The sequence below is a fragment of the Acidovorax sp. 99 genome, from assembly GCF_003096455.1.
In the GTDB taxonomy this organism is placed as follows: domain Bacteria; phylum Pseudomonadota; class Gammaproteobacteria; order Burkholderiales; family Burkholderiaceae_C; genus Acidovorax; species Acidovorax delafieldii.
This window is the reverse complement of record NZ_QEKU01000001.1, coordinates 1,529,721-1,549,409: the sequence shown is the minus strand read 5'-3', so window position 1 is coordinate 1,549,409 and position 19,689 is coordinate 1,529,721. Positions and strand designations below refer to the sequence as shown.

Below are 19,689 nucleotides of genomic sequence, written 5' to 3'. Positions count from 1 at the left end.
TTTTGGGCGCCCGGTTTGATGTCCCCCGCAAGGGGGACTTTTCGTTCCCTCCTGGGAACAGTGCCTCGGACAGTACCTGATACGGCTGCCTGATTTAATTACATAGACAGTAGAAAGAAAGCACCATGCGCCACGGACACGGCCTTCGCAAACTCAACCGCACCAGCTCGCACCGCCTCGCGATGCTGCAGAACATGATGAACTCGCTCATTGAGCACGAAGTCATCAAGACCACCGTCCCCAAGGCCAAGGAACTGCGCCGCGTGATCGAGCCCATGATCACCTTGGCCAAGGAAGATTCTGTCGCCAACCGCCGCCTGGCATTCAACCGTCTGCGTGACCGTGACAGCGTGACCAAGCTGTTCAACGACCTGGGCCCGCGTTTCAAGGTGCGTCCTGGCGGTTACACCCGCATTCTGAAGATGGGCTTCCGCGTGGGCGACAATGCGCCTATGGCCCTGGTCGAATTGGTCGATCGTGCTGCAGAAACCGAAAATAATTCGGCAGCAGCTGAATAATAGGGTATAATTTATTTCTTACCGCGCGATGGAGCAGTCTGGTAGCTCGTTGGGCTCATAACCCAAAGGTCGGAGGTTCAAATCCTTCTCGCGCAACCAAAACATAGCAAGCATTGCTAAAACAAAACGCCCACTTAACAGTGGGCGTTTTTGTTTGTGCTCTCACTCGTTGCTTGTGCTCCATGAGGGCGCGAGCTGGCGTGTTGATGACAACTTGTTCCTCCTGTGCAGAGCGCCATCGCGCTCCTACCGGCTCAGTGAGCGAACAGATCTGCCTTGGCGGCCTTGGTGATGGCCACCACACAGGGGTGCGTAATGCGCCTTTCAATGGAGATCGCAAAGAATTCTTCCACCAAGTCTGAGGAGCGGCCGATAACCTCCACGCCAAACTGAGCAGTGGTCTCCTCCTCCAGCACGGAAGGGGATGTGAAGATGCCCCGGCCTTCACGCCCAAACGCGTTCATCAACGCGCTGTCGTCAAACTCACCGACGAGACGGGGTTGCAGGTGGTGTTTGTTCAGCCAGTGGTCGAGTTGCTGGCGAACGGACGACATAGGACCTTGGATGAGCATGGGCGCGCCATGCAGGCACTGGGGGAATGGCCCCTCCAGTTGCGCACGCAGGGCGGGAGCGCACAAAAAACTCATGCTGCTGGTGCCCAGTGGGTGGTTGAAGGCTTTGACGCCGATCTTGTTGGAAACAGGCTCGTCTGCCAGCACGAGGTCCAGCCGGTGCAGGCTCAACTGCGCAATCAATTCGGGGAACTTGCCCTCATGGCAGGTCATGTGCACGCGCTGCGGCATGCCCAGTGCGGGCTCCAGCAGGTGGTAGGCCACCGACTTGGCTACCGAGTCTGCCACCCCCACGCGGAATTCCAGCGGCTTCTCTTGTCCGCGCGCCAACCGGATGGATTTTTCCAGCTCGTCGCCCAGCGCGAAGATCTGCTCGGCATACCCCAGGGCCACACGCCCCTCGCTGGTCAGCTCCAGGCCCCGTCCCCTTTTCCGGAACAGGTCGTGGCCCAGCCACTCTTCCAGTTGCTTGATCTGGCCGGACAGTGTTTGCGGAGTGGTGTTGAGCTGCTCACCGGCCCGCATCACACCGCCAGCCTTGGCAACCGTCCAGAAATAGCGCAGGTGCTTGAAGTTCATACAGTCAATACTTCGTGTAAATCGAAGAATAAAACTCAATAAAACGAATATACGCGAAGTATGAAATTCTCTACATTGACGTTTGGCAGCTTCCGTGGCGATCTGCGCTGCGGCCTGGAGCTGCCTGTGTTCACAAGGAGTAGCAACGATGCGTATCACGACCCGAGGACAGCTGGCGGTGTCCGCCATGACCGACCTGGCCCTGCGCCAGAAGATGCGGCCCGTGCCCTTGTCCACCATCAGCGCGCGGCAGGGTATTTCCCTTTCCTACCTGGAGCAGCTGTTCAGCGCGCTGCGCCGTGCCGGCCTCGTGGACAGTACCCGCGGACCAGGCGGCGGCTACACGCTGGCGCGGCGGGCCGAGCAGGTGTCGGTGGCCGAAATCATCCTGGCGGTGGAGAACCTCAAGAACGACGAGCTGCAGAACCTCGGCGCCGGCCAGGCTGCGCAGGTCAAATCCATGACGGGCGAGCTGTGGACCAGCTTCAACTCCCGCGTGATGGAATACCTGCAGTCGGTGACGCTGCAGGACTTGGTGGACCAGGCCCTGAAGCAGGGCACGGTGGTGGAGGAAAAGGCCCCAGCTGCCCGGACCAAGCTGCCCCTGGCGCCCAAGCCCCGTCCACTGATGGCGCGGGTCAATGTGCCCAACTCGGTGTTTGCCTTGGGGAGCATGCCGATCCTGCAGCGCCGCTGAGGCGAAGGGACCCTGCGGTGGTGCAAGGCGTCGGGTGCGGCGCCAAGCCCACCGAGGCTGGCGCCGCGGCAGGATGCCCGGCTGCCGACGGCTACGCTACAACTGGTGTGCGAGTTGCTTGATTCCCCGGATCAGCATCTCCACCGAGATCGCGACCAGGATCAGGCCCATCAGGCGTTCAAACGCCATCACCACGCGTTCGCCCACCAGGCGCTGGATGCGTTCGGCCAGCAGCAACACCACGGCACATACGGCCATGGTGACGCACAGTGCGCCCACCCATTCCCATCGCCGCTCGGGGGCCTGGGCCACCAGCAGCATCACCGTGGCCAGCGCCGAAGGGCCTGCCAGCGCGGGGATGGCAAGCGGCACGATCAGCGGCTCGCCCGGTAGCTCCGCCTGTGGTCCGTCCGCCGACGGAAAGATCATGCGCAGTGCGATCAGAAACAACACCACGGCACCGGCAATCTGCAGCGACAAGTCGCTCAAATTCATGACCCGCAGGAACTCCGCTCCGAAGAACAAGAACACCAGCAGCAGTGCAAACGCAATCAGCACCTCCCGCAGGATCACCCGCGCCCGGCGCTCGGGCGCCACGCCCCGCAGGGCATTGGCAAAGATGGGGATGTTGCCCAGCGGATCGGTGATCAGCAGGAGCAGGATGGTGGCCGACGCGAAGGTGTAGCTCACGTTGCGTACACCGCGTCCAGCGAGCGAAAGCCCTTGATCTCAATCGGGTTGCCGCTGGGGTCGTGGAAGAACATCGTCCACTGCTCGCCGGGTTGGCCTTCAAAACGCACCTGCGGCTCCAGCACGAAGGCGGTGTCGGCGGCCTTCAGCCGTGCGGCCAGCGCATGCCAGTCGGGCAACTCCAGGATGGCGCCGAAGTGCGGCATGGGCACCAGATGGTCTCCCACGTGCCCGGTGCGGGCGCTGGCAAAAGGCGTGCCCAGATGCAACGAGATCTGGTGGCCGAAGAAGTCGAAGTCCACCCAGGTGTCGGTGCTTCGACCCTCGAGGCAGCCCAGCACGCCGCCGTAAAAGCGCCGGGCGGCATCCAGGTCGGTGACGTGAAAGGCGAGGTGAAAAAGGCTGCGCATCCCGCAGAGGATAGCAGCCAGTGCCACGCCGTGGCGCGGCCGGGAGGTCGGTCAGGCGACCGACGGATCGGCGGCCATGTTGTCAAACTTCTTGAAGTACTGGCGCGCCATGGCCACCAGCTGGGCGTCTGTCGGGTGGTCTGCGGCCACCGAGTCCACCACCACGCCGGCCACGGCCGCATGGTGTTTGGCGGCCCAGTCGCGGAACTGGTTGCGCACCAGGCCCGGGCCGGCCAGCAGCACCTCGCGGGTGTGGGTCAGTGTCTGGGCGATATCGGCAAAAAACGGCGCGAGGTCGTCGGCCTTGCCCTGGTGCTTGTGGTGGCTGCGGGACTTGATGCGCTGGGCTTCCGCGTGTTCGCGATCGAACATCACCACATGGGCTTCGGATTGGTCCATCCAGACAACGGCGTGAAAAGTGCTCATGAATCGGCTTTCTTGAAGGAGTGACAAAAAACGGGAAAGAAGCAGCCTGAGTGCGTGCGTTCGCTCATGCCGCCCGCCGGTGTTGCTCGGCCTTTTCCTGGCAATGCACACAGCGTGCGGCCTCGGGCGTGGCGTGCAGGCGGGCGGCGGTGATGTGGGTGCCGCAATCCGTGCACTCGCCATAGGTGCCGGCTTCGATGCGGGCCAGGGCGGCCTCGACAGCCGCCAGGTGTGCGGTTTCGCGTTCGTCCAGGGCAAATTCCAGCTCGCGTTCGGTGGCAACCTGGGCACGCGGGTCTTCCGGTTGTCCGAAGTGGTCGGCGGCGGCCTCGGCGCGGCCGATGACACCACCGCGCTGCGCGGCCAGCTGGGCCAGCAACTCGGATTGCTGGGCCAGTAACTGCTGGCGGAAAGGTGCGGCTTGGGTCTTGTCCATGCGGGGTCTCCTCGGGGTGATCGGATACCTGCATGGTGCGCCTGTGCGCGGCGCGCTGGGTTGACCAAGGTCAAGGGATGGCGTGCGGTGTCCCCACCCTGGTGACACCGCTGCGTGGCGGGCTCAGCGCTTGGGCGGGCGCGCCAGCATCTCGGCGGTGTTGGTCTTGCGGTCCGCGTTCACGCGCTGCACATGGGGGCGTTCGGCCATGCGGGCGAGGTAGTCGCGCACAGGCAGGTCGGCCAGGTAGTCCTTGCCGTAGATGATCTTGGTGGCGGAGCTGACCAGCGGCAGGTGAACGACGGCCGCGCAGTCGGCCATCGTGAAGGTGTCGCCGCCCACGTAGGGGCTGAACTTTGCCAACTGGCCGAAGGCGGCAATGTTCTTCTGCAGCTGTGCGCCCACCTTTTCCTTGGCGGTGTCGCTCACGGTGCCGCCAAAGAACGCCTGCGGATACAGGTTGCGTGCCACCAGCTCCAGGTGCAACTCCAGAAAGGTGATCAGCTCGCGCACCTTGGCGGCCTGGAAGGGGTCGGCCGGGATCAGCGGGTGATCGGGGTGGGCGGCTTCGATGTAGTCGGCGATCACCGCCGACTCACACAGCGCTCCCTGCGGCGTGCGCAGGTAGGGCACCTTGCCCAGCGGGCTGGCGCTGCGGTCGGTCTCGCCCACCCAGGCCAGTTCTTCGGTGAACGGCAGGCCCTTTTCGAGCAGCGCAAGCTTGACCTTGTTGTAGTAGTTGCTGGCCGAAAAGCCGCAGAGTGTGAGCATGGTGTGTCTCCGATGTGTTGTAGGGGCAAGCGCACATCCTAGGCCCGCACCTGGTGCGGGGCGGTCACGCAGATGACCCGTGCACTGGCTGGCGCGGACTGCGCACCTACAATGGCGCCTTCATGTCGTTGCCGTCCCTCCAAACCATCCGCAGCCTTCGCTGGCTCGCCCGCTGTGTGCTGGCGTGGTTTGTGTTGTCGATCGGCGTGGCCGTGGCGTCGCCGCTGGTGCACCCGCAGGCCATGGAGCTGATCTGCTCCGGCTCAGGGGCGATCAAGGTGCTGGTCAAGACCGACGACGGAGCCAAGGAGCTGCCCAGCCACACGCTGGACTGCCCGCTGTGCGCGCATGTGGGCGCTCCCCCTCCCGCATCGCAGGCCCAGCTGCCTGTGGTTCACCCGCTGGCGCATGCCCTGCACCCCATCCCCGCCGCGCACATTGCAGCGCGCACCGCTGCGCCCCTGCCGCCGCGCGGGCCCCCGTCGCTCTCCTGAAATCGCTATTGATTCGATAGCTGCTGGCGCATGATTCACTCGCGCTTGCGGCCTATTTGGTTTGATTTTCAGGAGTTTCCATGCGCAAAAGCCGCATGGCGCTGGCCGTGGCCAGTGCCTTTCCCGTCGTCCTTGGCATCGCGTCCGCCGGGGCTTCATCCGCATTCGCCCAGACCGCTGACAGCACCAGCACCAGCACCAGCACCAGCACCACCAGCCATGCCCCGGCCAAGGAACTGGGCGTGGTCACCATCACCGGCGGCCAGCCCACCTCGCTGCCCACGCAGATCCCCACCACCATCGAGGGCGTGACGCGCGAGCAGATCGAGCATGCGATCAACGCCACCGACAGCGAAGACGCCCTCAAGTACCTGCCCAGCCTGCTGGTGCGCAAGCGCTACATCGGCGATTACAACCATGCCGTGCTGTCCACCCGCGCCTCGGGCACGGGCAACCCGGCGCGGTCCATGGTGTTTGCCGATGGCATTTTGCTGAGCAACTACCTGGGCAACGGCCCCACCAACGCGCCACGCTGGATGCTGGTCACGCCAGAAGAAATTGAGCGCGTGGACGTGCTCTACGGCCCGTTTTCGGCCGCCTACGCAGGCAACTCGGTGGGCGCGGTGGTGGACTACGTCACGCGCATGCCGACAAAGTTCGAGGCGCACGGGCAGGTCAGCTATCAGCACCAGCCCTTTGACCTGTACAGCACCAACGGCACCTACGGCGGCAAGCAGGTGAGTGCCTCGGTGGGCAACAAAAATGGCGACTGGTCGTGGTTCCTGAACTTCAACAAGACCGACAGCGAAGGCCAGCCGCTCACATTCCCCACGCGCCTGGTGTCTGCAGGCACCGTGGGCAGCGCGGGCACGCCCGTGACGGGCGCGGTGCTAGGCAACAACCGCAGCAACCAGCCCTGGTACCTGCTGGGCACGGCCACCCAGTACCACACGCAGCAAGACCACATCAAGGCCAAGATCGCCTATGACTTTTCGCCCACCGTGCGCGCCGCCTACACCTTCGGCTGGTGGCACAACGAATCCGAAGGGCGGCCCACCAGCTACCTGCGCGATGCCAATGGCAATGCGGTGTACGGCGGCACGGTCAACATCAATGGCCGCTCGTTTGCGCTCGCGCCCACGGACTTCAATGTGTCCAACGAAGACCTCACGCATTTCATGCACGGTCTGTCGGTCAAGAGCCGCACACAGGGCGTGTTTGATTGGGAGGTGGCCGCCAGCCTGTACGACTACCAGACCGACACCCTGCGCGCTGCTACCGTCGCGCTGCCTGCCGCGCTGAACGGTGGGGCAGGGCGCATCGTCAACAGTAAAGGCACGGGCTGGAACACGCTGGCCGCCAAGGGCACCTGGCGGCCCGATGGGCTGCAGGGCGCGCACATCGTGGACTTTGGGCTGCAGCGCGACAGCTACCAGCTGCGCACTATCGAAAACGCTACGACGAACTGGATCAGCGGTGATGCCGGCGCCCGCAACCAGGCTTTCAACGGCGACACCCAACTGCTGGGCCTGTGGGCGCAAGACACCTGGAAAATCGCGCCACGGTGGAAGGCCGTGCTGGGCGCCCGCGCCGAGCGCTGGAGCGCCAGCAATGGCCAGACCAGCAACGCCACCACCACGCTGAGCCACCCCGAGCGCAACGAAACCTATGTGTCGCCCAAGGCTGCCGTGGCCTACCAGGCCAGCGACCTGTGGGTGCTCAAGGCCTCCACTGGCCGCGCCGTGCGCATGCCCACCGTGGCCGAGCTGTACCAGGGCGGCATCAACGGCAGTGGCACGCTCATCAACAACGACCCCAATCTGAAACCCGAGAAGAGCTGGACCACCGAGCTGACCGCCGAGCGGGACATGGGCAATGGCCTGCTGCGCCTGACCGCGTTTTTTGAGCGCACCAAGGACGCGCTGTACTCGCAGACCAATGTGCTCGTCACGCCCAACGTGACCAACGTGCAGAACGTGGATGCCATCCGTACCAAGGGTATTGAGCTGTCGTACCAGGCCACCAACGTCTTTGTGCGCGGGCTGGAGCTGGGCAGCAGCCTGACCTGGACGGATTCCAAGATCACGCGCAACGACAAGTTCCCGGCCAGCGTCGGCCAATGGCAGCCCCGCATCCCCGAGTGGCGCGCCACTGCGGTGGCCACCTACCGGCCCGATGACAAGTGGTCGTACACCCTGGGCGCGCGCTACAGCGGCAAGCAGTACAGCACGCTTGACAACAGTGACCCCAACGGCTTTGCCTACCAGGGCGCGAGCCGCTACTTCACCACCGATGTGCGCGTGCGCTACCAGATCACCAAAGCGGTCAGCGCCGCCGTGGGCATCGACAACCTCAACAACTACCAGTTCTGGAACTTCCACCCCTACCCGCAGCGCAGCTACATGGCCGAGCTGAAGGTAAGCCTCTGAAAGGAAAATATCCCATGTCTCTGAATACTATGAAAAAGATAGCTGCTGCCGCATGTTTGACTGGCGCTACCGCCCTGTTTGGCACTGCATCTGCCCATGTGGTGCTCGAATACCAGGTGGCCCCGGCCGGCGCCAGCTACAAGGCCGCGTTCAAGGTCGGCCACGGCTGCGGTGCGTCGCCCACGCGGCAGGTCGTTGTGGACATTCCTGCAGGCATGCGCGGTGCACGCCCCATGCCCAAGCCGGGCTGGACGGTGGAGGTGCAGCGCGACAAGCTGGCCCAGCCCTACACCAGCCACGGCCGCAGCATCACCGAAGACGTGGTGCGCATCACCTGGACGGCCAAGACGCCGGACGACATGTTGCAAAGCGCGCACTACGACGAGTTTGTGCTCGTGGCCCAGGCGCCGGAGCAGGCGGGCACCGTGTACTGGCCGGTGCGCCAGGTCTGCACCGAGGGCCGCAACGATTGGACCGAGGTGCCCAAGGCGGGCCAGCAGCTGTCGGACCTGAAGTCCCCTGCCGCTGCGCTGGAGATTCTGCCCACCGGTGGCGCCGCTGCCCACAATCATTGACAGTCGGGCCCAGAGCCTGTTGCTGCTTCCCTTTCTTCTCTCGCAAACCGAAAGACATTCACCATGAAAAAACTGCTTCACACCGCTGCCGTCTTTGCCGCACTGCTGAGTGCCCCTGCATGGGCCCAGACCGCCGCCGTCAAGGTCGAAGGCGCCTGGGCGCGTGCCAGCGTGCAGGGCCAGAAGGCCACGGGCGCATTCATGCGCCTGACCGCCAAGGACGGTGCTCGCCTGGTACGTGCCGAGTCGCCCGCAGCCGGCCTTGCCGAGGTGCACGAGATGAAGATGGAAGGCGACATCATGAAGATGCGTGCGGTGCCTACGCTGGATCTGCCCGCAGGCAAGACGGTGGAACTCAAGCCCGGGGGCTACCACATCATGCTGCTGGACCTGAAGGCGCCCCTGGCCAAGGACAGCGCGGTGCCCATCACCCTGGTGTTCCAGGACGCCAAGGGCGTGGAAAGCAAGCTCAACCTCACGTTGCCCGTGGGCACGGCTGCACCCGGTGGCGCCACGGCAGGCAGCATGATGGATGGGCATAAACACTGAGGTGACAGCCGCCGCAGCGCCTTCGCGGGCGCAACGCATTGGAGTAAGCTGTGACTCCTCAGAACCTTCAGCAGGTTCTCACGACCCACCTCTTGCGGAGCGGCCATGAGCGACACATCCAACTTCGGTTTCGGCAAATTCGTCCCCGGTTTTGACTTTCTGCAAAGCCTTGCCAAGGGGGCGTCCAGCAGCATTCCGCAGTTGCCCAACCTCAGCAATTGGGTGGCGCCCACCATCAGCGTCGAAGAGCTGGAAAAGCGCATCGACGAGCTCAAGGCCGTGCAGTTCTGGCTGGAGCAGAACTCGCGCGCGCTGGCCGCCACCATCCAGGCGCTGGAGGTGCAGAAGATGACCCTGGCCACGCTCAAGGGCATGAACTTCAGCATGGGCGATGTGGCCAACGCCTTCAAGCTCAAGACCGCCGACACGGTGATGAGCGGCGTGCAAAAAGCCGCTGACACGGTGACCGGAGCCGCCGAGGCCGTGGCGGGTGCTGCCGCCCGCGTGACCGGCCGCGCCAGCGCTGCCGACGAGTCCGAGGAGGAGCCTGCTGACACCGAGCCCGCCCCTCAACCCGCCAAAGGCAAAGCCAAGGGCAAGACAGCGGCGGCCGCCGAGCCTGCCGTGGTGGACCCGATGCAGTGGTGGGGCGCGCTCACCAGCCAGTTTCAGCAGATCGCGGCCAACGCCATGAAGGACGCGGCCAAGCAGACTGCCATCGACACCACCAAGAACATGGCCACCGGCCTGGCCAAGGAAGCCCTCAAGACAGCCACCGGCATGGCCAGCCAGTTTGCCGCCAAGGGCATGCAGACCATGCAGGGCGGTGCCAAGCGCGCCGCCGCGTCATCAGCGGGCACTGCCAAAAAGGCCGCTGCCGCCAAGAAACCCGCAGCCCGCAAAGCCACTACGAAACCCGCCGCCACAAAGGCCGGCAGCACCCGCAGCCCTGCGGCACGCAAGCGAGCGGGCTGACGCCAAAGCGGGCCGGTGTGGCAGCCCGCAGATGGCGCGGCACTGCCCCACCCCCGCCCAGGCCTGGAGACCATCACCATGAAACTCTTCCCCACCGGCCATGCCACCCACCCGCAGTGGCGCATGGCCGCTGCGCTGGTACTGGCGCAGTTGCGCGCCCAGATGGCATTGCCTGACTACGCGTCGGCGCCCACCCTGGGCCTGCTGTACATCACCGACCACTATGCCAACGAGGCCCAGGCGCTGCTCGACTACCTGAGCAGCGAACTGCCCGAGGTGACCGACTGGAGCGGTACCGTGGGCGTGGGCGTATCGGCCAACAATGCCGAATACTTTGACGAGCCCGCGCTGTCGGTCATGCTGCTCGACGTGCCGGCCGACCAGTACCGCGTGTTTTCTGGCGTGGCGCCGCTGCCCGCCCATGCGCCGCATGCCGGCGCAGGCTTTGTGGCCCACACAGCGCTGGTGCATGCCGACGGCCACACGCCGGAATTGGCCGAACTGCTGACCGAGATGGCCGCGCGCACTGACACCGGCTACCTGTTTGGCGGCCTCAGCGCCAGCCGCACGGCCAGCGTGCAGTTTGCCGTGGGCGGTGACGGCAACATGGCCGGGCAGGGCGGTGCCAGCGGGGTGTTTGACGGGGGGCTCTCGGGCGTGGCGTTTGGCGCGGGCGTGTCGCTGGTGTCGCGCGTCACGCAGGGCTGCCAGCCCGTGGGCGCGCTGCACACCATCACGGCCGCGCAGGAGAACGTGGTGCTTGTGCTGGATGGCGAGCCGGCGCTGGATGTGCTGCTCGATACGCTGCAGGTGTCGCTCGACAGTGGCGATCCGCAGCCTGCCCTGCGCAAGGTGCGCGCCACGCTGGCCGGACTGGTCAGTGCGGGGGAGCAGCCACAGGGCCAGCGCCGCACGGGCCACTTTGGCACCGACACGCGCGTGCGCCATATCCTGGGGTTGGACGGCTCCCGCCGGGGTGTGGCCCTGGCCGACCATGTGGAGCCCGGCATGCACCTGGCGTTCTGCCAGCGCAACGTGGCGGCCGCACGTGCCGACCTCATGCGCATCTGCGCCGAAATCCGGGAGGAGCTATCGCCCGAGGAGCTGGAGCCCGCGCCGATGCTGTCGTCCGATGCCCCCGGCGGCCTCGATGCCGCACCGGGAGCCGCAACGCCCGCTGGCGCTCAACCGCCCATCGGGCGGCGCATTTGCGGCGCGATTTATGTGAGCTGCTCGGGCCGGGGCGGCCCGCATTTTGGCGGGCCCAGCGCTGAGCTGCAGATCGTGCGCCATGCGCTGGGCGATGTGCCCCTGGCGGGGTTCTTTGCGGGGGGCGAAATTGCTCACCACCATCTGTACGGCTACACCGGCGTGTTGACGGTGTTTGTGGACGGCGAGCCCTCACCGTCCTGATGTAGAAGAGGAAAGAGGGGGCTTGCCGGCAAGCAGTCCCCCCGGCGGGTTCGATCAGCCCGCGCCGTTCTCGTCAGACTCGGCTTTTTCCTCGGGCGTCAGCCGCGTGGCCAGGATCTTGTCGATGGTCTTGCCATCCATGTCCACCACTTCCAGCTTCCAGTCCTCCCACTGCACGGTGTCGGTCACCTTGGGCAGGCGGCCGGTCAGCAGCATGATCATGCCGCTGAGCGTGTGGTAGCGGCCGCGTTCTTCTTCGGGCACGGCGTCCAGGTTCAGGCGGTCCTTCAGCTCGGGCACGGGGATGTGGCCGTCCAGCAGCCAGCTGCCGTCCTCGCGCTGCAATGCCCACGAGGTCTCTGGGTCGCGCGGCTGAAACTCGCCGGTGATGGCTTCGATCAGGTCCTGCAGCGTGACGATGCCCTGCACCTCGCCGTATTCGTCGATCACAAACGCCATGTGCACGTCCGACAGGCGGAAGTTGTCCAGCAGCTCCATGCCCGTGATGGTCTCGGGCACATACAGCGCCGTTTGCAGCGGCTGGTCGGCCAGGCCGCCGCGCGCCTTGTCGCGCAGGGTGCGGGACAGCCACTGGCGCGCGTTGATCACGCCCAGGATGTTGTCCATGCCACCGCGCACCACCGGGAAGCGTGCGTGGTCGGACTCTTCGATGCATTTGAGGTTGTCTTCAAACGGAGCATCGATGTCCAGGCACACCACATCACCACGCGGCACCATCAGCGAGCCGATCTGGCGGTCGTCCAGGCGGAACACGTTGCGCACCATGGTGTGCTCGTGCGACTCGATCACGCCGGCGGTGGTGCCTTCGACCAGCATGGCGTGGATCTCTTCTTCGGTCACCGGGCTGCCACTGGTTTCCTTCACACCCAACAGGCGCAGCAGCGTGCGTGTGGATGTGGACAGCAGCAGCACAAACGGCTTGGTGGCCAGCGCCAGAAAGTTGATGGGCCGTGCCACCAGGCGGGCAAAGGTCTCGGGGTACGACTGGCCGATGCGCTTGGGCACCAGTTCGCCCACCACGATGGAGAAGTACGTGATCAACACCACCACCAGACCCGTGGCCGCGTAGCCGCCGTAGGGCAGTGGCACCCCCAGGCGCTCCAGCCACGAGGCCAGCGGCGCGGCCAGCGCGGCTTCGCCCACGATACCGTTGAGCACGCCGATCGACGTGATGCCGATCTGGATGGTGGAGAGGAAGCGCGTGGGGTCTTCGCCCAGCTTCACGGCCGCGGCGGCACCGCTATCGCCCTCATCAATCAGCTTTTGCAACCGGACTTTGCGGGCCGTGACCAGAGCGATCTCGGACATGGCAAACAGGCCGTTGAGACAGATGAGGGCGAACAGTATTGCTATTTCCATACAAAGGGCGCCTTGCGCGCCCTTGGGAGTTGAGAAGCGACCAATTGTAAGGACAGGGGCCAGAGGCCTTGCGCAGACTCCTAGCCACCTTCGGTTGGCAGGCCGGTTTCGTCCCATTCGGGCAACCCGCCGCGCAGCCAGTACACCGACTGGAAGCCCTTGGCGGAGGCTACCTTGGCGGCCTTGTAGGACTTCCAGCATTCGGCGCCATTGCACGCAAAAATCACCGGCTTGGCTCTGTCCAGCCCTTGGAGCTTGTCCAGCGCCTGGAAGTCATCCTGCGCGGCATTGAAGGCCACGTCCTTGAGGCTCTTTTCCACATACGCAGCGAACACGGCCCCGCGGATGCGCTTGGTCTTGAATTCCTTTTCGGTGCGGGTGTCCACCAGCGTGGCGCCCTGCGCCAGCAGGGTCTGGGCCTCGCGCGCGGTGACACGGTTGACCCCAGGCAGGCTGGTGGGCGTGAACAGCCCCAGCTCGGCCACGCGACGGTATTCCACCGCCTCCGGGCGCACGGAGACTGGCGGCAGGCCGCTGGCGGAGGACGACGCGTTGAACCACTGGGCCAGCTTGTTGCGCGCATCCGCCGGCAGGTCTTTTTTCACCACGATGGAGAACCCGCCCGGAACGGGCTGCGACGTGGCCAGCACCCGCGCGATGCCGGGGTGCGCCGCAGACCATTCGGCCCAGTCGTCCTCGCGCACCACGGTGGCATCGGCCGTGCCCAGGGTCAGGGCGGTGAGGCCCGCCTGGGGAAATTTTTCGTACTGCACGGCGCGCAGGTCCTGGAACGACAGTCCTGCCTCGTTCAGCATGCCGCGCGCCATGTAGGTATAGACCGAGTCCTGCTGGGGCAGGTAGAGCCTGCGGCCCTTCATCGCAGGCACTGCCGCCAACTGCTGCAGCCCGACCAGCAGGTATCTGTCTGATTTTTGCGTTGCGCCCACCAGTTCGTAGCCGCGTTGCAACGCAGACGCCGCCACCTGGGCAGGGCCAATGAAGATGTCATAGCCCGCGCTGCGGGTGGCGCGCATCACGTCGGCCATATCGTCGCTGGTCGTCAGTGCCACCGACTGGCCCGCGGCTTTCGACAGGCCTGATTCGGCAGCGGTGCGCAGGATGGAATGCGCCGCCTTGCGGGCGGTGGGTTCCACGGCCACGATGGCCGTCAGCTGGGCCTGTGCTGCGCCGCATCCCAGCCATAGGACAAGTAGCAGTCCCAGCGGGCCTCGGGTCGGTTTTCTGGTGGTGTTCATTGCGCTGCTCCTCTCCCCAAAACAAAGCGCGAATATGCCCACGCCCCCCGCACCTGCGTACGAATGTTTCCGATCTTTTGTTCTTGTTACTTCTGCTAACGACGCCGTGCGTGCGGCAGGAGGAGCGGCCGCACAGAATGCGGGCTGACCCGATCCCCCGTCCCCGCCCAATGGCGAGGGGCCACAAGGTTTTGTCCACCCCACTATTTGGAGACGTTTCCATGAAAGACTCGATGACCCTGCCGCGCCGCCACATGTTGGCCGGAAGTGCTGCTGCCCTGAGCGCGCTGGGCCTGGCCGGATGGACGGGCAGTGTGCGGGCCCAGCAGGCCGCAGCCTCTGCGGCCAAGCCGCTGCCCGCTTATGCGGGGTGGAAGTCGCCGGATGCGTTGATCGTGCACAGCAGCAGCACGCTGGAGACGCGCCGCTCCGCGTTCGGCACCAGCGTCATCACGCCGTCCAACCAGCTGTACGTGCGCAACAACCTGCCTGCGCCTGACGCGGCCATCCTGGACAACCGCGACGCGTGGACGGTGTCCGTCGAAGGGGTCAAGAGCCCGCGCAGCCTGACGCTGGCGGAGCTCAAGACGCTGGGCGTGGAAACCGTGGCCACCGTGCTGCAGTGCTCGGGCAATGGCCGGGGCTTTTTCCCCAGCAAGCCCAGCGGCACGCCCTGGTCGGTGGGTGCAGCTGGCTGTGTGGTCTGGAGCGGTGTGCCGCTGCGCAACGTGGTGGCCGCCCTGGGCGGGCTGGCCGATGGGGCCGCCTACCTGACCGGCACGGGGGGCGAGAAGCTGCCCGAAGGTGTGGACCCGCTGTCGGTACTGGTGGAGCGCTCGGTGCCCTTGAAGGCGATGGACGATGCCCTGCTGGCCTGGGAGATGAACGGCGAGCCGCTGTCGCTGGCGCATGGCGGCCCGCTGCGGCTGGTGGTGCCCGGCTACCAGGGCGTGAACAACATCAAGTACGTCAAGCGCGTGGCGTTTACCAGCGCACAGTCGCAGGCGCGCATCATGTCGCACGGCTACCGCATGTCGCCGCCCGGCAGCAAGGCCAGCCCCGACCAGCCTTCGGTGTGGGAGATGGGCGTGAAGTCGTGGATCAACGGCCCCTTGCCCGACAAGGGGGCACTCAAGCCCGGACAGGTGCAGGTGCATGGCGTGGCCTTTGGCGGCACGCGCGGCATCAAGGGCGTGGAGGTGTCGGCCGATGGCGGCAAGACCTGGTTGGCGGCCAAGCTCATCGGCCCCGACCTGGGCCCCTTTGCCTGGCGGCAGTTTGCGCTGCCGGTGCGCCTGGAGGCGGGCACCCATGTGCTGGCCAGCCGCGCCACCGACACGGCCGGCAATGTGCAGGCCGAGCAGCGCGAGGAAAACCTGGGCGGCTACAACAACGCCAGCTGGCGCGACCACGCCGTCACCGTGACCGTGGCCTGACATGGATGGATTGAACCGAGCGCGCCGCCTAGCCGTCGCGGTGTGGTCGGCTGGCGCCTGTGCGTCGGCCTGGGCCGCCGACCCTGCCGAACTGGCGCGGGGCAAGGAGCTGTTCACCAAGATCCAGCCCGCCTGCGCCGTATGCCACACGTTGCAGGCCGCCGGTGCCGAGGGCCAGGTGGGCCCGGTGCTGGATGAATTGAAACCCGACGCCGGCCGTGTACTGCGTGCACTCAAGGCAGGCATCGGCGTGATGCCGTCCTATGCCGAGCGCATGAGCGAGAAGGACATGCTGGCCGTGGCGCAGTTTGTGGCACACGCCACAGGCGCCGCCAAGTAGGCGCAGCCTCTCGCGGCGGTTGCAGCAGCGTTGCCTCGCTGCAACCGCGCGCTGCTTCAGGCCGCCGTGCGCGACGGCACCAGCGCCGCTCCGGCTGCGCGCCCTTGCAAGCCCTGGAACGCAAAGTCCACCTCGGGCACGCGGCCGCTCACGATGTCGGCCAACGCCTTGCCCGAGCCGCAGGCATGCGTCCAGCCCAGCGTGCCGTGGCCGGTATTGAGGAACAGGTTGCCCACCTTCGTCTTGCCGATCAGCGGCACGTTGCTGGGCGTGGCGGGGCGCAGGCCGCTCCAGAACTGGGCCTGGCTCGCGTCGCCCGCGCCAGGGAAGAGTTGCTCCACGCGCCGCACGATGGCCTCGCAGCGCACCTGGTTCAGGTGGCGGTCGTAGCCGTTCAGCTCGGCCGTGCCGGCAATGCGCAGGCGGTCGCCGCCGCGTTCGCTGGTGTAGCGCGAGAACACGAGCTTGAACTCGTCGTCCGTCAGGCTCACCTGGTGCGCCTTGGCAGCGTCCTTCACCGGCATCGTCACCGAGTAGCCCTTGGCCGGGTAGATCGGCAGCTGGATGCCCAGTGGCTGCGCCAGCAGCGGGCTGAACGAGCCCATGGCCAGCACAAACGCATCGCCGCGCACGCGCTCGAAGCGGCCTTCGGCATTGGTCACTTCCACATGGTCGATGCCGCCGCCTGCCTCGCGCAGCGCGGTGATGTGGTGGCCCATGCGGAACTGCACGCCCGCCGCTTCACACAGCTTGGCCAGCTCGCGTGTGAACTGGTTGGCGTCGCCGGATTCGTCCTCGGCCGTGTAGGTGGCTCCGGCCAGCTGCGGGCGGATATGGGCCAGGGCGGGCTCGATGCGCACGGCTTCGTCGGCGCTGATGACCTGCCGCTCGCAGCCCAGCGCGCGCATTTGCTCGGCAGGGGCCAGAGCGCCGTCGAATTCTTTTTGGTTGGTATAGAAGTGCAGGATGCCCTGCGTGCGCTGGTCGTATTGGATGCCGGTGGCCGCGCGCAGCTGCTGCAGCGTGTCGCGGCTGTAGGTGCCCAGGCGCACGATCTGTTCGATGTTGTGGCGCGTGCGTGCGGGCGTGCAGTTGCGCAGGAAGGACAGGCCCCACAGCCACTGCCGCATGTCGGCGCGCAGACGGAAGAGCAGGGGCGCATCTTCCTTGCCCAGCCATTGCAGCACCTTGAGCGGCGCACTGGGGTTGGCCCAGGGCTCGGCATGGCTTACCGAGATCTGGCCGCCGTTGGCAAAGCTGGTTTCGGCGCCGGGCGTGCCCTGGCGGTCGATGACGGTCACTTCGTGACCCAGTTGCGAGAGGAAATAAGCCGAAGTCACGCCGAGCAAGCCGGCGCCCAAAACGATCACGCGCATGATTTTCAAAGCCTTTCTGGGCTCTGGCGCTAGAACAACATGCGCTGGCAGCTATGAATTCAATAGCGTGCAGCTGGCGCATGAATGCCCTGGCTGCCGCTCCCCCTGTCCTTGGTACCTGAGAGATTCACCGCCACCCACCCGGGCTGCGGCTTGCTCCTTCGGTGCGCTTCGCGTTGCGCGAGGCGGCTCTCCAGACGGCTTTGATGAATGGTGCAGTACGGGACCTGAGCGTGTATGGGAGTTTGCGCCTTCGGTGCAGCGGCGGCCTGTGGCTGCCGTGCTCTCCTGCGAGGCCGATTCTAGGGGCCAAGCCTGCGCGCAAGATCAACTCCGGCTGCTAATGGGGCGCAATCGTTGCTGATGCAGCGGCGCGGGGCCGCTGGTGAAGGTGCCGATAATCCGCCGACCCCTTATCCCACTGAGAGTTTTGCCATGCCCCCCACCGCTTTGGACCCTGTCGCCAGCGCCGCCGTCATCACCCAGGCCCGGGAGGGGCGCACCCCCCGCCCGCTGGACTTTCCCGCAGGGCTTCGCCCACGCGATGCCGCCGAGGCCTACGCGGTGCAGGACGCCGTGGTGCGCGCGCGCGGGGAGATCGCAGGCTGGAAGGTCGGCGCCGCGTCGCCCCAGGCGCAACCCGCGCGGGCCGCTCTCACGCGCGATTCGGTGTGGGCGGCCGCAGCGGGTGAGGCGGTTGCTCTGTCTGCAGCGGGTTTTGCCGTGATGGGCGTGGAGGCGGAGCTGGTGTACGAACTGGGGGCCGACCTGCCCGCCCGCGCCACCCCCTTCAGCGCCGCCGAGGTGCTGGCGGCGGTGGTGTCGGTGCGCGCCGCCATTGAGGTGTGCGACACGCGCTTTGCTGCCTGGGCGCAACAGGGCGAGTGGAGCCGTCTGGCCGACCAGGCCTGCCACGGGGCGCTGATTGTGGGGACTGGCACCAACGATGTGGCCGCCGTGCAGCCCTTGGCGCAAGCGGTGACCTTGTCGGTGAACGGGGCCGTGGCCGTGCAGCATGCCACCTGGGGCAATCCGGCGGGCGACCCGCTGCGGCTGCTGGTGTGGCTGGCCAACGAAGGCGCGCGCAGCCTGGGCGGGCTGCGCGCGGGGCAGTGGGTCACCACGGGGTCGTGCACTGGCACCGTACTGGTGGCGCCAGGTACCGAAGTGGTGGCGGACTTTCCGGGGCTCGGTCAGGCTGTGTTGTTGCTGCGGTAGCAGTGTCTGCCGCTACCGCAGGGATGGGGCCTGCTCAGCGCCCTGGTCGCGGTGGGAGTTGCTCCCTCAATTGCGGCGCGGGTTGTCCGGCTGGCTGTCACGGCGGTTGGGCACACCGTCGCCATCGCGGTCCCGGTCGTTGCGGTTGGAGATGCCGTCACCGTCGCGGTCCCAGCCACCGCGTTGCATCTCCCACCGGCCTTCGCGTTCGATCCACTGGGGCTGGCGATATTGGTAACCGTTGCGCGCCTGCACCCAGTGGCCGCGCACCCAGTGGTGGCGGTTGCCACGCCATTCCCAGTGGCCTTCTTCCCATACCTGGCCTCGGCGAGGGCGGGGCATCGCTTCATTGCGCGGAGGTGGCGGCGCAGGAATCACCTGGTAGGTGGGCGCAGTCTGGTATCCGCGCTCGGGCTGGCCGGACTGAATGATGACGGTGCCCTGGGTGGCGGCCTGCGCAGGAGCGAAGGCCAAAAACGCCATAAGCGCGAGGGATGCTGCGGTGAGCGGGTGGCGGGCCATGAGTGTCTCCTGTGGGTGGTTCGATGCGGAACCGGGTGTATCGATGGTGCACGGGTACCTTGCACCGCGCTGTAGGCGCGAGGCCGCCCCTGGCGTAGGCGCAGGGGGGCGCTTTGGGGCTGGCCTGCGCGCTACCGCAGGCGGCCGCCCCTCGGCTTAACGGCGGTAGGGGTTGTCCGGGCGATGGTCGTAGCGGTTGGGCACGCCATCACCATCGCGGTCCCGGTCATGGCGGTTCGGTACACCGTCGCCATCACGGTCCCAGCCGCCGGGCTGCATGTTCCAGCGGCCGCCGTGTTCCACCCAGCGGGGCTCGCGGTAGTGGTAGCCGGGGCGGGCCTTCACCCAGTAGCCCTGCATCCACACATGGCGGTGGCCGCGCCACTCCCAGTGGCCGGGCACCCACACCATGCCGCGGCGCGGGTGCGGCGCCACCTCGTAGCGGGGTGGGGGCGGCGCCTGGTACTGCACGCGCACCGGGGCGGGTTGCTGGTAGACGGGCGTACCTGCCTGGATGACAACGGTGGCGCTGGTCTGCGCCTGCGCCGCGCTCGCGGCGCCCAGCGACAGCAGGGCGATGGACACAGCGGCAAGTGCTTTGCGGGCCATAAGGTTCTCCTCAGATGT

General features: G+C 66.2%; 22 protein-coding genes, 1 tRNA gene and 1 riboswitch. Of the genes, 12 read left to right on the top strand and 11 right to left on the bottom strand.

Annotation, left to right across the window (positions count from 1 at the left end; genetic code table 11):
• Positions 1 to 125: 125 nt before the first annotated feature.
• Together rplQ and C8C95_RS07255 are read left to right on the top strand one after the other, a co-directional pair.
• Positions 126 to 518 carry a 50S ribosomal protein L17 gene (gene rplQ, locus C8C95_RS07260; RefSeq protein WP_008906513.1) on the top strand — a complete coding sequence of 131 codons (393 nt, stop codon included), beginning with the start codon at positions 126 to 128 and terminating at the stop codon, positions 516 to 518.
• Between the two features lie 22 nt (positions 519 to 540).
• Positions 541 to 617, top strand: a tRNA-Met gene (locus tag C8C95_RS07255).
• 155 nt (positions 618 to 772) lie between these two features.
• On the opposite strand, the gene nhaR is transcribed toward C8C95_RS07255, so the two are convergent.
• On the bottom strand, positions 773 to 1,669 hold the full coding sequence (gene nhaR / locus C8C95_RS07250; RefSeq protein ID WP_056065394.1) for a transcriptional activator NhaR: 897 nt from the start codon (positions 1,667 to 1,669) through the stop codon (positions 773 to 775).
• 148 nt (positions 1,670 to 1,817) lie between these two features.
• Here nhaR and C8C95_RS07245 point away from each other — a divergent pair, with 148 nt between their 5' ends.
• On the top strand, positions 1,818 to 2,366 hold the full coding sequence (locus C8C95_RS07245) for an Rrf2 family transcriptional regulator (RefSeq protein WP_060987450.1): 549 nt from the start codon (positions 1,818 to 1,820) through the stop codon (positions 2,364 to 2,366).
• 96 nt (positions 2,367 to 2,462) lie between these two features.
• Here C8C95_RS07245 and C8C95_RS07240 read toward each other — a convergent pair whose 3' ends face one another.
• The 5 genes from C8C95_RS07240 to C8C95_RS07220 form a co-directional block, all read right to left on the bottom strand.
• On the bottom strand, positions 2,463 to 3,056 hold the full coding sequence (locus tag C8C95_RS07240; protein WP_015016008.1) for a MarC family protein: 594 nt from the start codon (positions 3,054 to 3,056) through the stop codon (positions 2,463 to 2,465).
• Positions 3,053 to 3,466, bottom strand: coding sequence for a VOC family protein (locus tag C8C95_RS07235; RefSeq protein WP_056065399.1), 414 nt, complete (start codon positions 3,464 to 3,466; stop codon positions 3,053 to 3,055). Before C8C95_RS07235 ends, C8C95_RS07240 begins: the two co-directional genes overlap by 4 nt.
• A gap of 51 nt (positions 3,467 to 3,517) precedes the next feature.
• On the bottom strand, positions 3,518 to 3,892 hold the full coding sequence (locus C8C95_RS07230) for a hypothetical protein (RefSeq protein ID WP_099729098.1): 375 nt from the start codon (positions 3,890 to 3,892) through the stop codon (positions 3,518 to 3,520).
• Positions 3,893 to 3,956: 64 nt separating this feature from the next.
• Positions 3,957 to 4,328 carry a TraR/DksA family transcriptional regulator gene (locus C8C95_RS07225; protein WP_056747886.1) on the bottom strand — a complete coding sequence of 124 codons (372 nt, stop codon included), beginning with the start codon at positions 4,326 to 4,328 and terminating at the stop codon, positions 3,957 to 3,959.
• A 123-nt stretch (positions 4,329 to 4,451) separates the two neighbouring features.
• Positions 4,452 to 5,099, bottom strand: coding sequence for a glutathione S-transferase (locus tag C8C95_RS07220; RefSeq protein ID WP_108498674.1), 648 nt, complete (start codon positions 5,097 to 5,099; stop codon positions 4,452 to 4,454).
• A 122-nt stretch (positions 5,100 to 5,221) separates the two neighbouring features.
• Here C8C95_RS07220 and C8C95_RS07215 point away from each other — a divergent pair, with 122 nt between their 5' ends.
• The 6 genes from C8C95_RS07215 (at position 5,222) to C8C95_RS07190 (ending at position 11,534) form a co-directional block, all read left to right on the top strand.
• Positions 5,222 to 5,593, top strand: a complete 372-nt coding sequence (locus C8C95_RS07215) for a DUF2946 family protein (protein WP_207780582.1) — start codon at positions 5,222 to 5,224, stop codon at positions 5,591 to 5,593.
• An 80-nt stretch (positions 5,594 to 5,673) separates the two neighbouring features.
• Complete coding sequence (locus C8C95_RS07210) at positions 5,674 to 8,022, top strand: TonB-dependent receptor (RefSeq protein WP_116748126.1); 2,349 nt, start codon at positions 5,674 to 5,676, stop codon at positions 8,020 to 8,022.
• 14 nt (positions 8,023 to 8,036) lie between these two features.
• Positions 8,037 to 8,597 carry a YcnI family protein gene (locus C8C95_RS07205; protein WP_207780581.1) on the top strand — a complete coding sequence of 187 codons (561 nt, stop codon included), beginning with the start codon at positions 8,037 to 8,039 and terminating at the stop codon, positions 8,595 to 8,597.
• A 63-nt stretch (positions 8,598 to 8,660) separates the two neighbouring features.
• Complete coding sequence (locus C8C95_RS07200) at positions 8,661 to 9,146, top strand: copper chaperone PCu(A)C (protein WP_056065416.1); 486 nt, start codon at positions 8,661 to 8,663, stop codon at positions 9,144 to 9,146.
• 105 nt (positions 9,147 to 9,251) lie between these two features.
• Positions 9,252 to 10,121 (top strand): PhaM family polyhydroxyalkanoate granule multifunctional regulatory protein, encoded by an 870-nt coding sequence (locus tag C8C95_RS07195; RefSeq protein WP_116748125.1) that lies wholly within the window; start codon positions 9,252 to 9,254, stop codon positions 10,119 to 10,121.
• A 78-nt stretch (positions 10,122 to 10,199) separates the two neighbouring features.
• Positions 10,200 to 11,534, top strand: a complete 1,335-nt coding sequence (locus C8C95_RS07190; RefSeq protein WP_116750178.1) for an FIST N-terminal domain-containing protein — start codon at positions 10,200 to 10,202, stop codon at positions 11,532 to 11,534.
• Between the two features lie 54 nt (positions 11,535 to 11,588).
• On the opposite strand, the gene C8C95_RS07185 is transcribed toward C8C95_RS07190, so the two are convergent.
• The gene (locus C8C95_RS07185) at positions 11,589 to 12,914 is read right to left on the bottom strand and encodes a hemolysin family protein (RefSeq protein ID WP_116748124.1); all 1,326 of its coding nucleotides are present in this window, start codon (positions 12,912 to 12,914) and stop codon (positions 11,589 to 11,591) included.
• A gap of 80 nt (positions 12,915 to 12,994) precedes the next feature.
• Positions 12,995 to 14,170, bottom strand: coding sequence for a rhodanese-like domain-containing protein (locus C8C95_RS07180; protein ID WP_116748123.1), 1,176 nt, complete (start codon positions 14,168 to 14,170; stop codon positions 12,995 to 12,997).
• A gap of 221 nt (positions 14,171 to 14,391) precedes the next feature.
• On the opposite strand from C8C95_RS07180, the gene C8C95_RS07175 reads away from it, so the two are divergent.
• Together C8C95_RS07175 and C8C95_RS07170 are read left to right on the top strand one after the other, a co-directional pair.
• Positions 14,392 to 15,606 carry a sulfite oxidase gene (locus C8C95_RS07175; protein WP_116748122.1) on the top strand — a complete coding sequence of 405 codons (1,215 nt, stop codon included), beginning with the start codon at positions 14,392 to 14,394 and terminating at the stop codon, positions 15,604 to 15,606.
• A gap of 1 nt (position 15,607) precedes the next feature.
• The gene (locus tag C8C95_RS07170) at positions 15,608 to 15,946 is read left to right on the top strand and encodes a cytochrome c (RefSeq protein ID WP_116748121.1); all 339 of its coding nucleotides are present in this window, start codon (positions 15,608 to 15,610) and stop codon (positions 15,944 to 15,946) included.
• 56 nt (positions 15,947 to 16,002) lie between these two features.
• On the opposite strand, the gene C8C95_RS07165 is transcribed toward C8C95_RS07170, so the two are convergent.
• Positions 16,003 to 17,322, bottom strand: coding sequence for a D-amino acid dehydrogenase (locus tag C8C95_RS07165; RefSeq protein WP_116748120.1), 1,320 nt, complete (start codon positions 17,320 to 17,322; stop codon positions 16,003 to 16,005).
• A gap of 95 nt (positions 17,323 to 17,417) precedes the next feature.
• A riboswitch (glycine riboswitch) is annotated at positions 17,418 to 17,529 on the bottom strand.
• 228 nt (positions 17,530 to 17,757) lie between these two features.
• Between C8C95_RS07165 and C8C95_RS07160 the strand changes: the two genes are divergently transcribed.
• Entirely contained in the window at positions 17,758 to 18,540 is a 783-nt protein-coding gene (locus C8C95_RS07160; RefSeq protein WP_116748119.1) for a 2-keto-4-pentenoate hydratase, read from the top strand.
• 66 nt (positions 18,541 to 18,606) lie between these two features.
• Here the strand turns inward: C8C95_RS07160 and C8C95_RS07155 are convergent, their stop codons facing one another.
• A complete protein-coding gene (locus C8C95_RS07155; RefSeq protein ID WP_056065438.1) occupies positions 18,607 to 19,062 on the bottom strand; it encodes a YXWGXW repeat-containing protein in 456 nt (151 codons plus the stop codon).
• A 156-nt stretch (positions 19,063 to 19,218) separates the two neighbouring features.
• Positions 19,219 to 19,671 (bottom strand): YXWGXW repeat-containing protein, encoded by a 453-nt coding sequence (locus tag C8C95_RS07150; protein WP_116748118.1) that lies wholly within the window; start codon positions 19,669 to 19,671, stop codon positions 19,219 to 19,221.
• Positions 19,672 to 19,689 lie beyond the last annotated feature (18 nt).

Excerpts from the sequence above, each read along its gene's own strand:
- rplQ (WP_008906513.1), top strand. The coding sequence starts at position 126 with ATGCGCCACGGACACGGCCTTCGCAAACTCAACCGCACCAGCTCGCAC.
- nhaR (WP_056065394.1), bottom strand. The coding sequence starts at position 1,669 with ATGAACTTCAAGCACCTGCGCTATTTCTGGACGGTTGCCAAGGCTGGC.
- C8C95_RS07245 (WP_060987450.1), top strand. The coding sequence starts at position 1,818 with ATGCGTATCACGACCCGAGGACAGCTGGCGGTGTCCGCCATGACCGAC.
- C8C95_RS07235 (WP_056065399.1), bottom strand. The coding sequence starts at position 3,466 with ATGCGCAGCCTTTTTCACCTCGCCTTTCACGTCACCGACCTGGATGCC.
- C8C95_RS07230 (WP_099729098.1), bottom strand. The coding sequence starts at position 3,892 with ATGAGCACTTTTCACGCCGTTGTCTGGATGGACCAATCCGAAGCCCAT.
- C8C95_RS07225 (WP_056747886.1), bottom strand. The coding sequence starts at position 4,328 with ATGGACAAGACCCAAGCCGCACCTTTCCGCCAGCAGTTACTGGCCCAG.
- C8C95_RS07220 (WP_108498674.1), bottom strand. The coding sequence starts at position 5,099 with ATGCTCACACTCTGCGGCTTTTCGGCCAGCAACTACTACAACAAGGTC.
- C8C95_RS07215 (WP_207780582.1), top strand. The coding sequence starts at position 5,222 with ATGTCGTTGCCGTCCCTCCAAACCATCCGCAGCCTTCGCTGGCTCGCC.
- C8C95_RS07210 (WP_116748126.1), top strand. The coding sequence starts at position 5,674 with ATGCGCAAAAGCCGCATGGCGCTGGCCGTGGCCAGTGCCTTTCCCGTC.
- C8C95_RS07205 (WP_207780581.1), top strand. The coding sequence starts at position 8,037 with ATGTCTCTGAATACTATGAAAAAGATAGCTGCTGCCGCATGTTTGACT.
- C8C95_RS07200 (WP_056065416.1), top strand. The coding sequence starts at position 8,661 with ATGAAAAAACTGCTTCACACCGCTGCCGTCTTTGCCGCACTGCTGAGT.
- C8C95_RS07195 (WP_116748125.1), top strand. The coding sequence starts at position 9,252 with ATGAGCGACACATCCAACTTCGGTTTCGGCAAATTCGTCCCCGGTTTT.
- C8C95_RS07190 (WP_116750178.1), top strand. The coding sequence starts at position 10,200 with ATGAAACTCTTCCCCACCGGCCATGCCACCCACCCGCAGTGGCGCATG.
- C8C95_RS07185 (WP_116748124.1), bottom strand. The coding sequence starts at position 12,914 with ATGGAAATAGCAATACTGTTCGCCCTCATCTGTCTCAACGGCCTGTTT.
- C8C95_RS07180 (WP_116748123.1), bottom strand. The coding sequence starts at position 14,170 with ATGAACACCACCAGAAAACCGACCCGAGGCCCGCTGGGACTGCTACTT.
- C8C95_RS07175 (WP_116748122.1), top strand. The coding sequence starts at position 14,392 with ATGAAAGACTCGATGACCCTGCCGCGCCGCCACATGTTGGCCGGAAGT.
- C8C95_RS07170 (WP_116748121.1), top strand. The coding sequence starts at position 15,608 with ATGGATGGATTGAACCGAGCGCGCCGCCTAGCCGTCGCGGTGTGGTCG.
- C8C95_RS07165 (WP_116748120.1), bottom strand. The coding sequence starts at position 17,322 with ATGCGCGTGATCGTTTTGGGCGCCGGCTTGCTCGGCGTGACTTCGGCT.
- C8C95_RS07160 (WP_116748119.1), top strand. The coding sequence starts at position 17,758 with ATGCCCCCCACCGCTTTGGACCCTGTCGCCAGCGCCGCCGTCATCACC.
- C8C95_RS07155 (WP_056065438.1), bottom strand. The coding sequence starts at position 19,062 with ATGGCCCGCCACCCGCTCACCGCAGCATCCCTCGCGCTTATGGCGTTT.
- C8C95_RS07150 (WP_116748118.1), bottom strand. The coding sequence starts at position 19,671 with ATGGCCCGCAAAGCACTTGCCGCTGTGTCCATCGCCCTGCTGTCGCTG.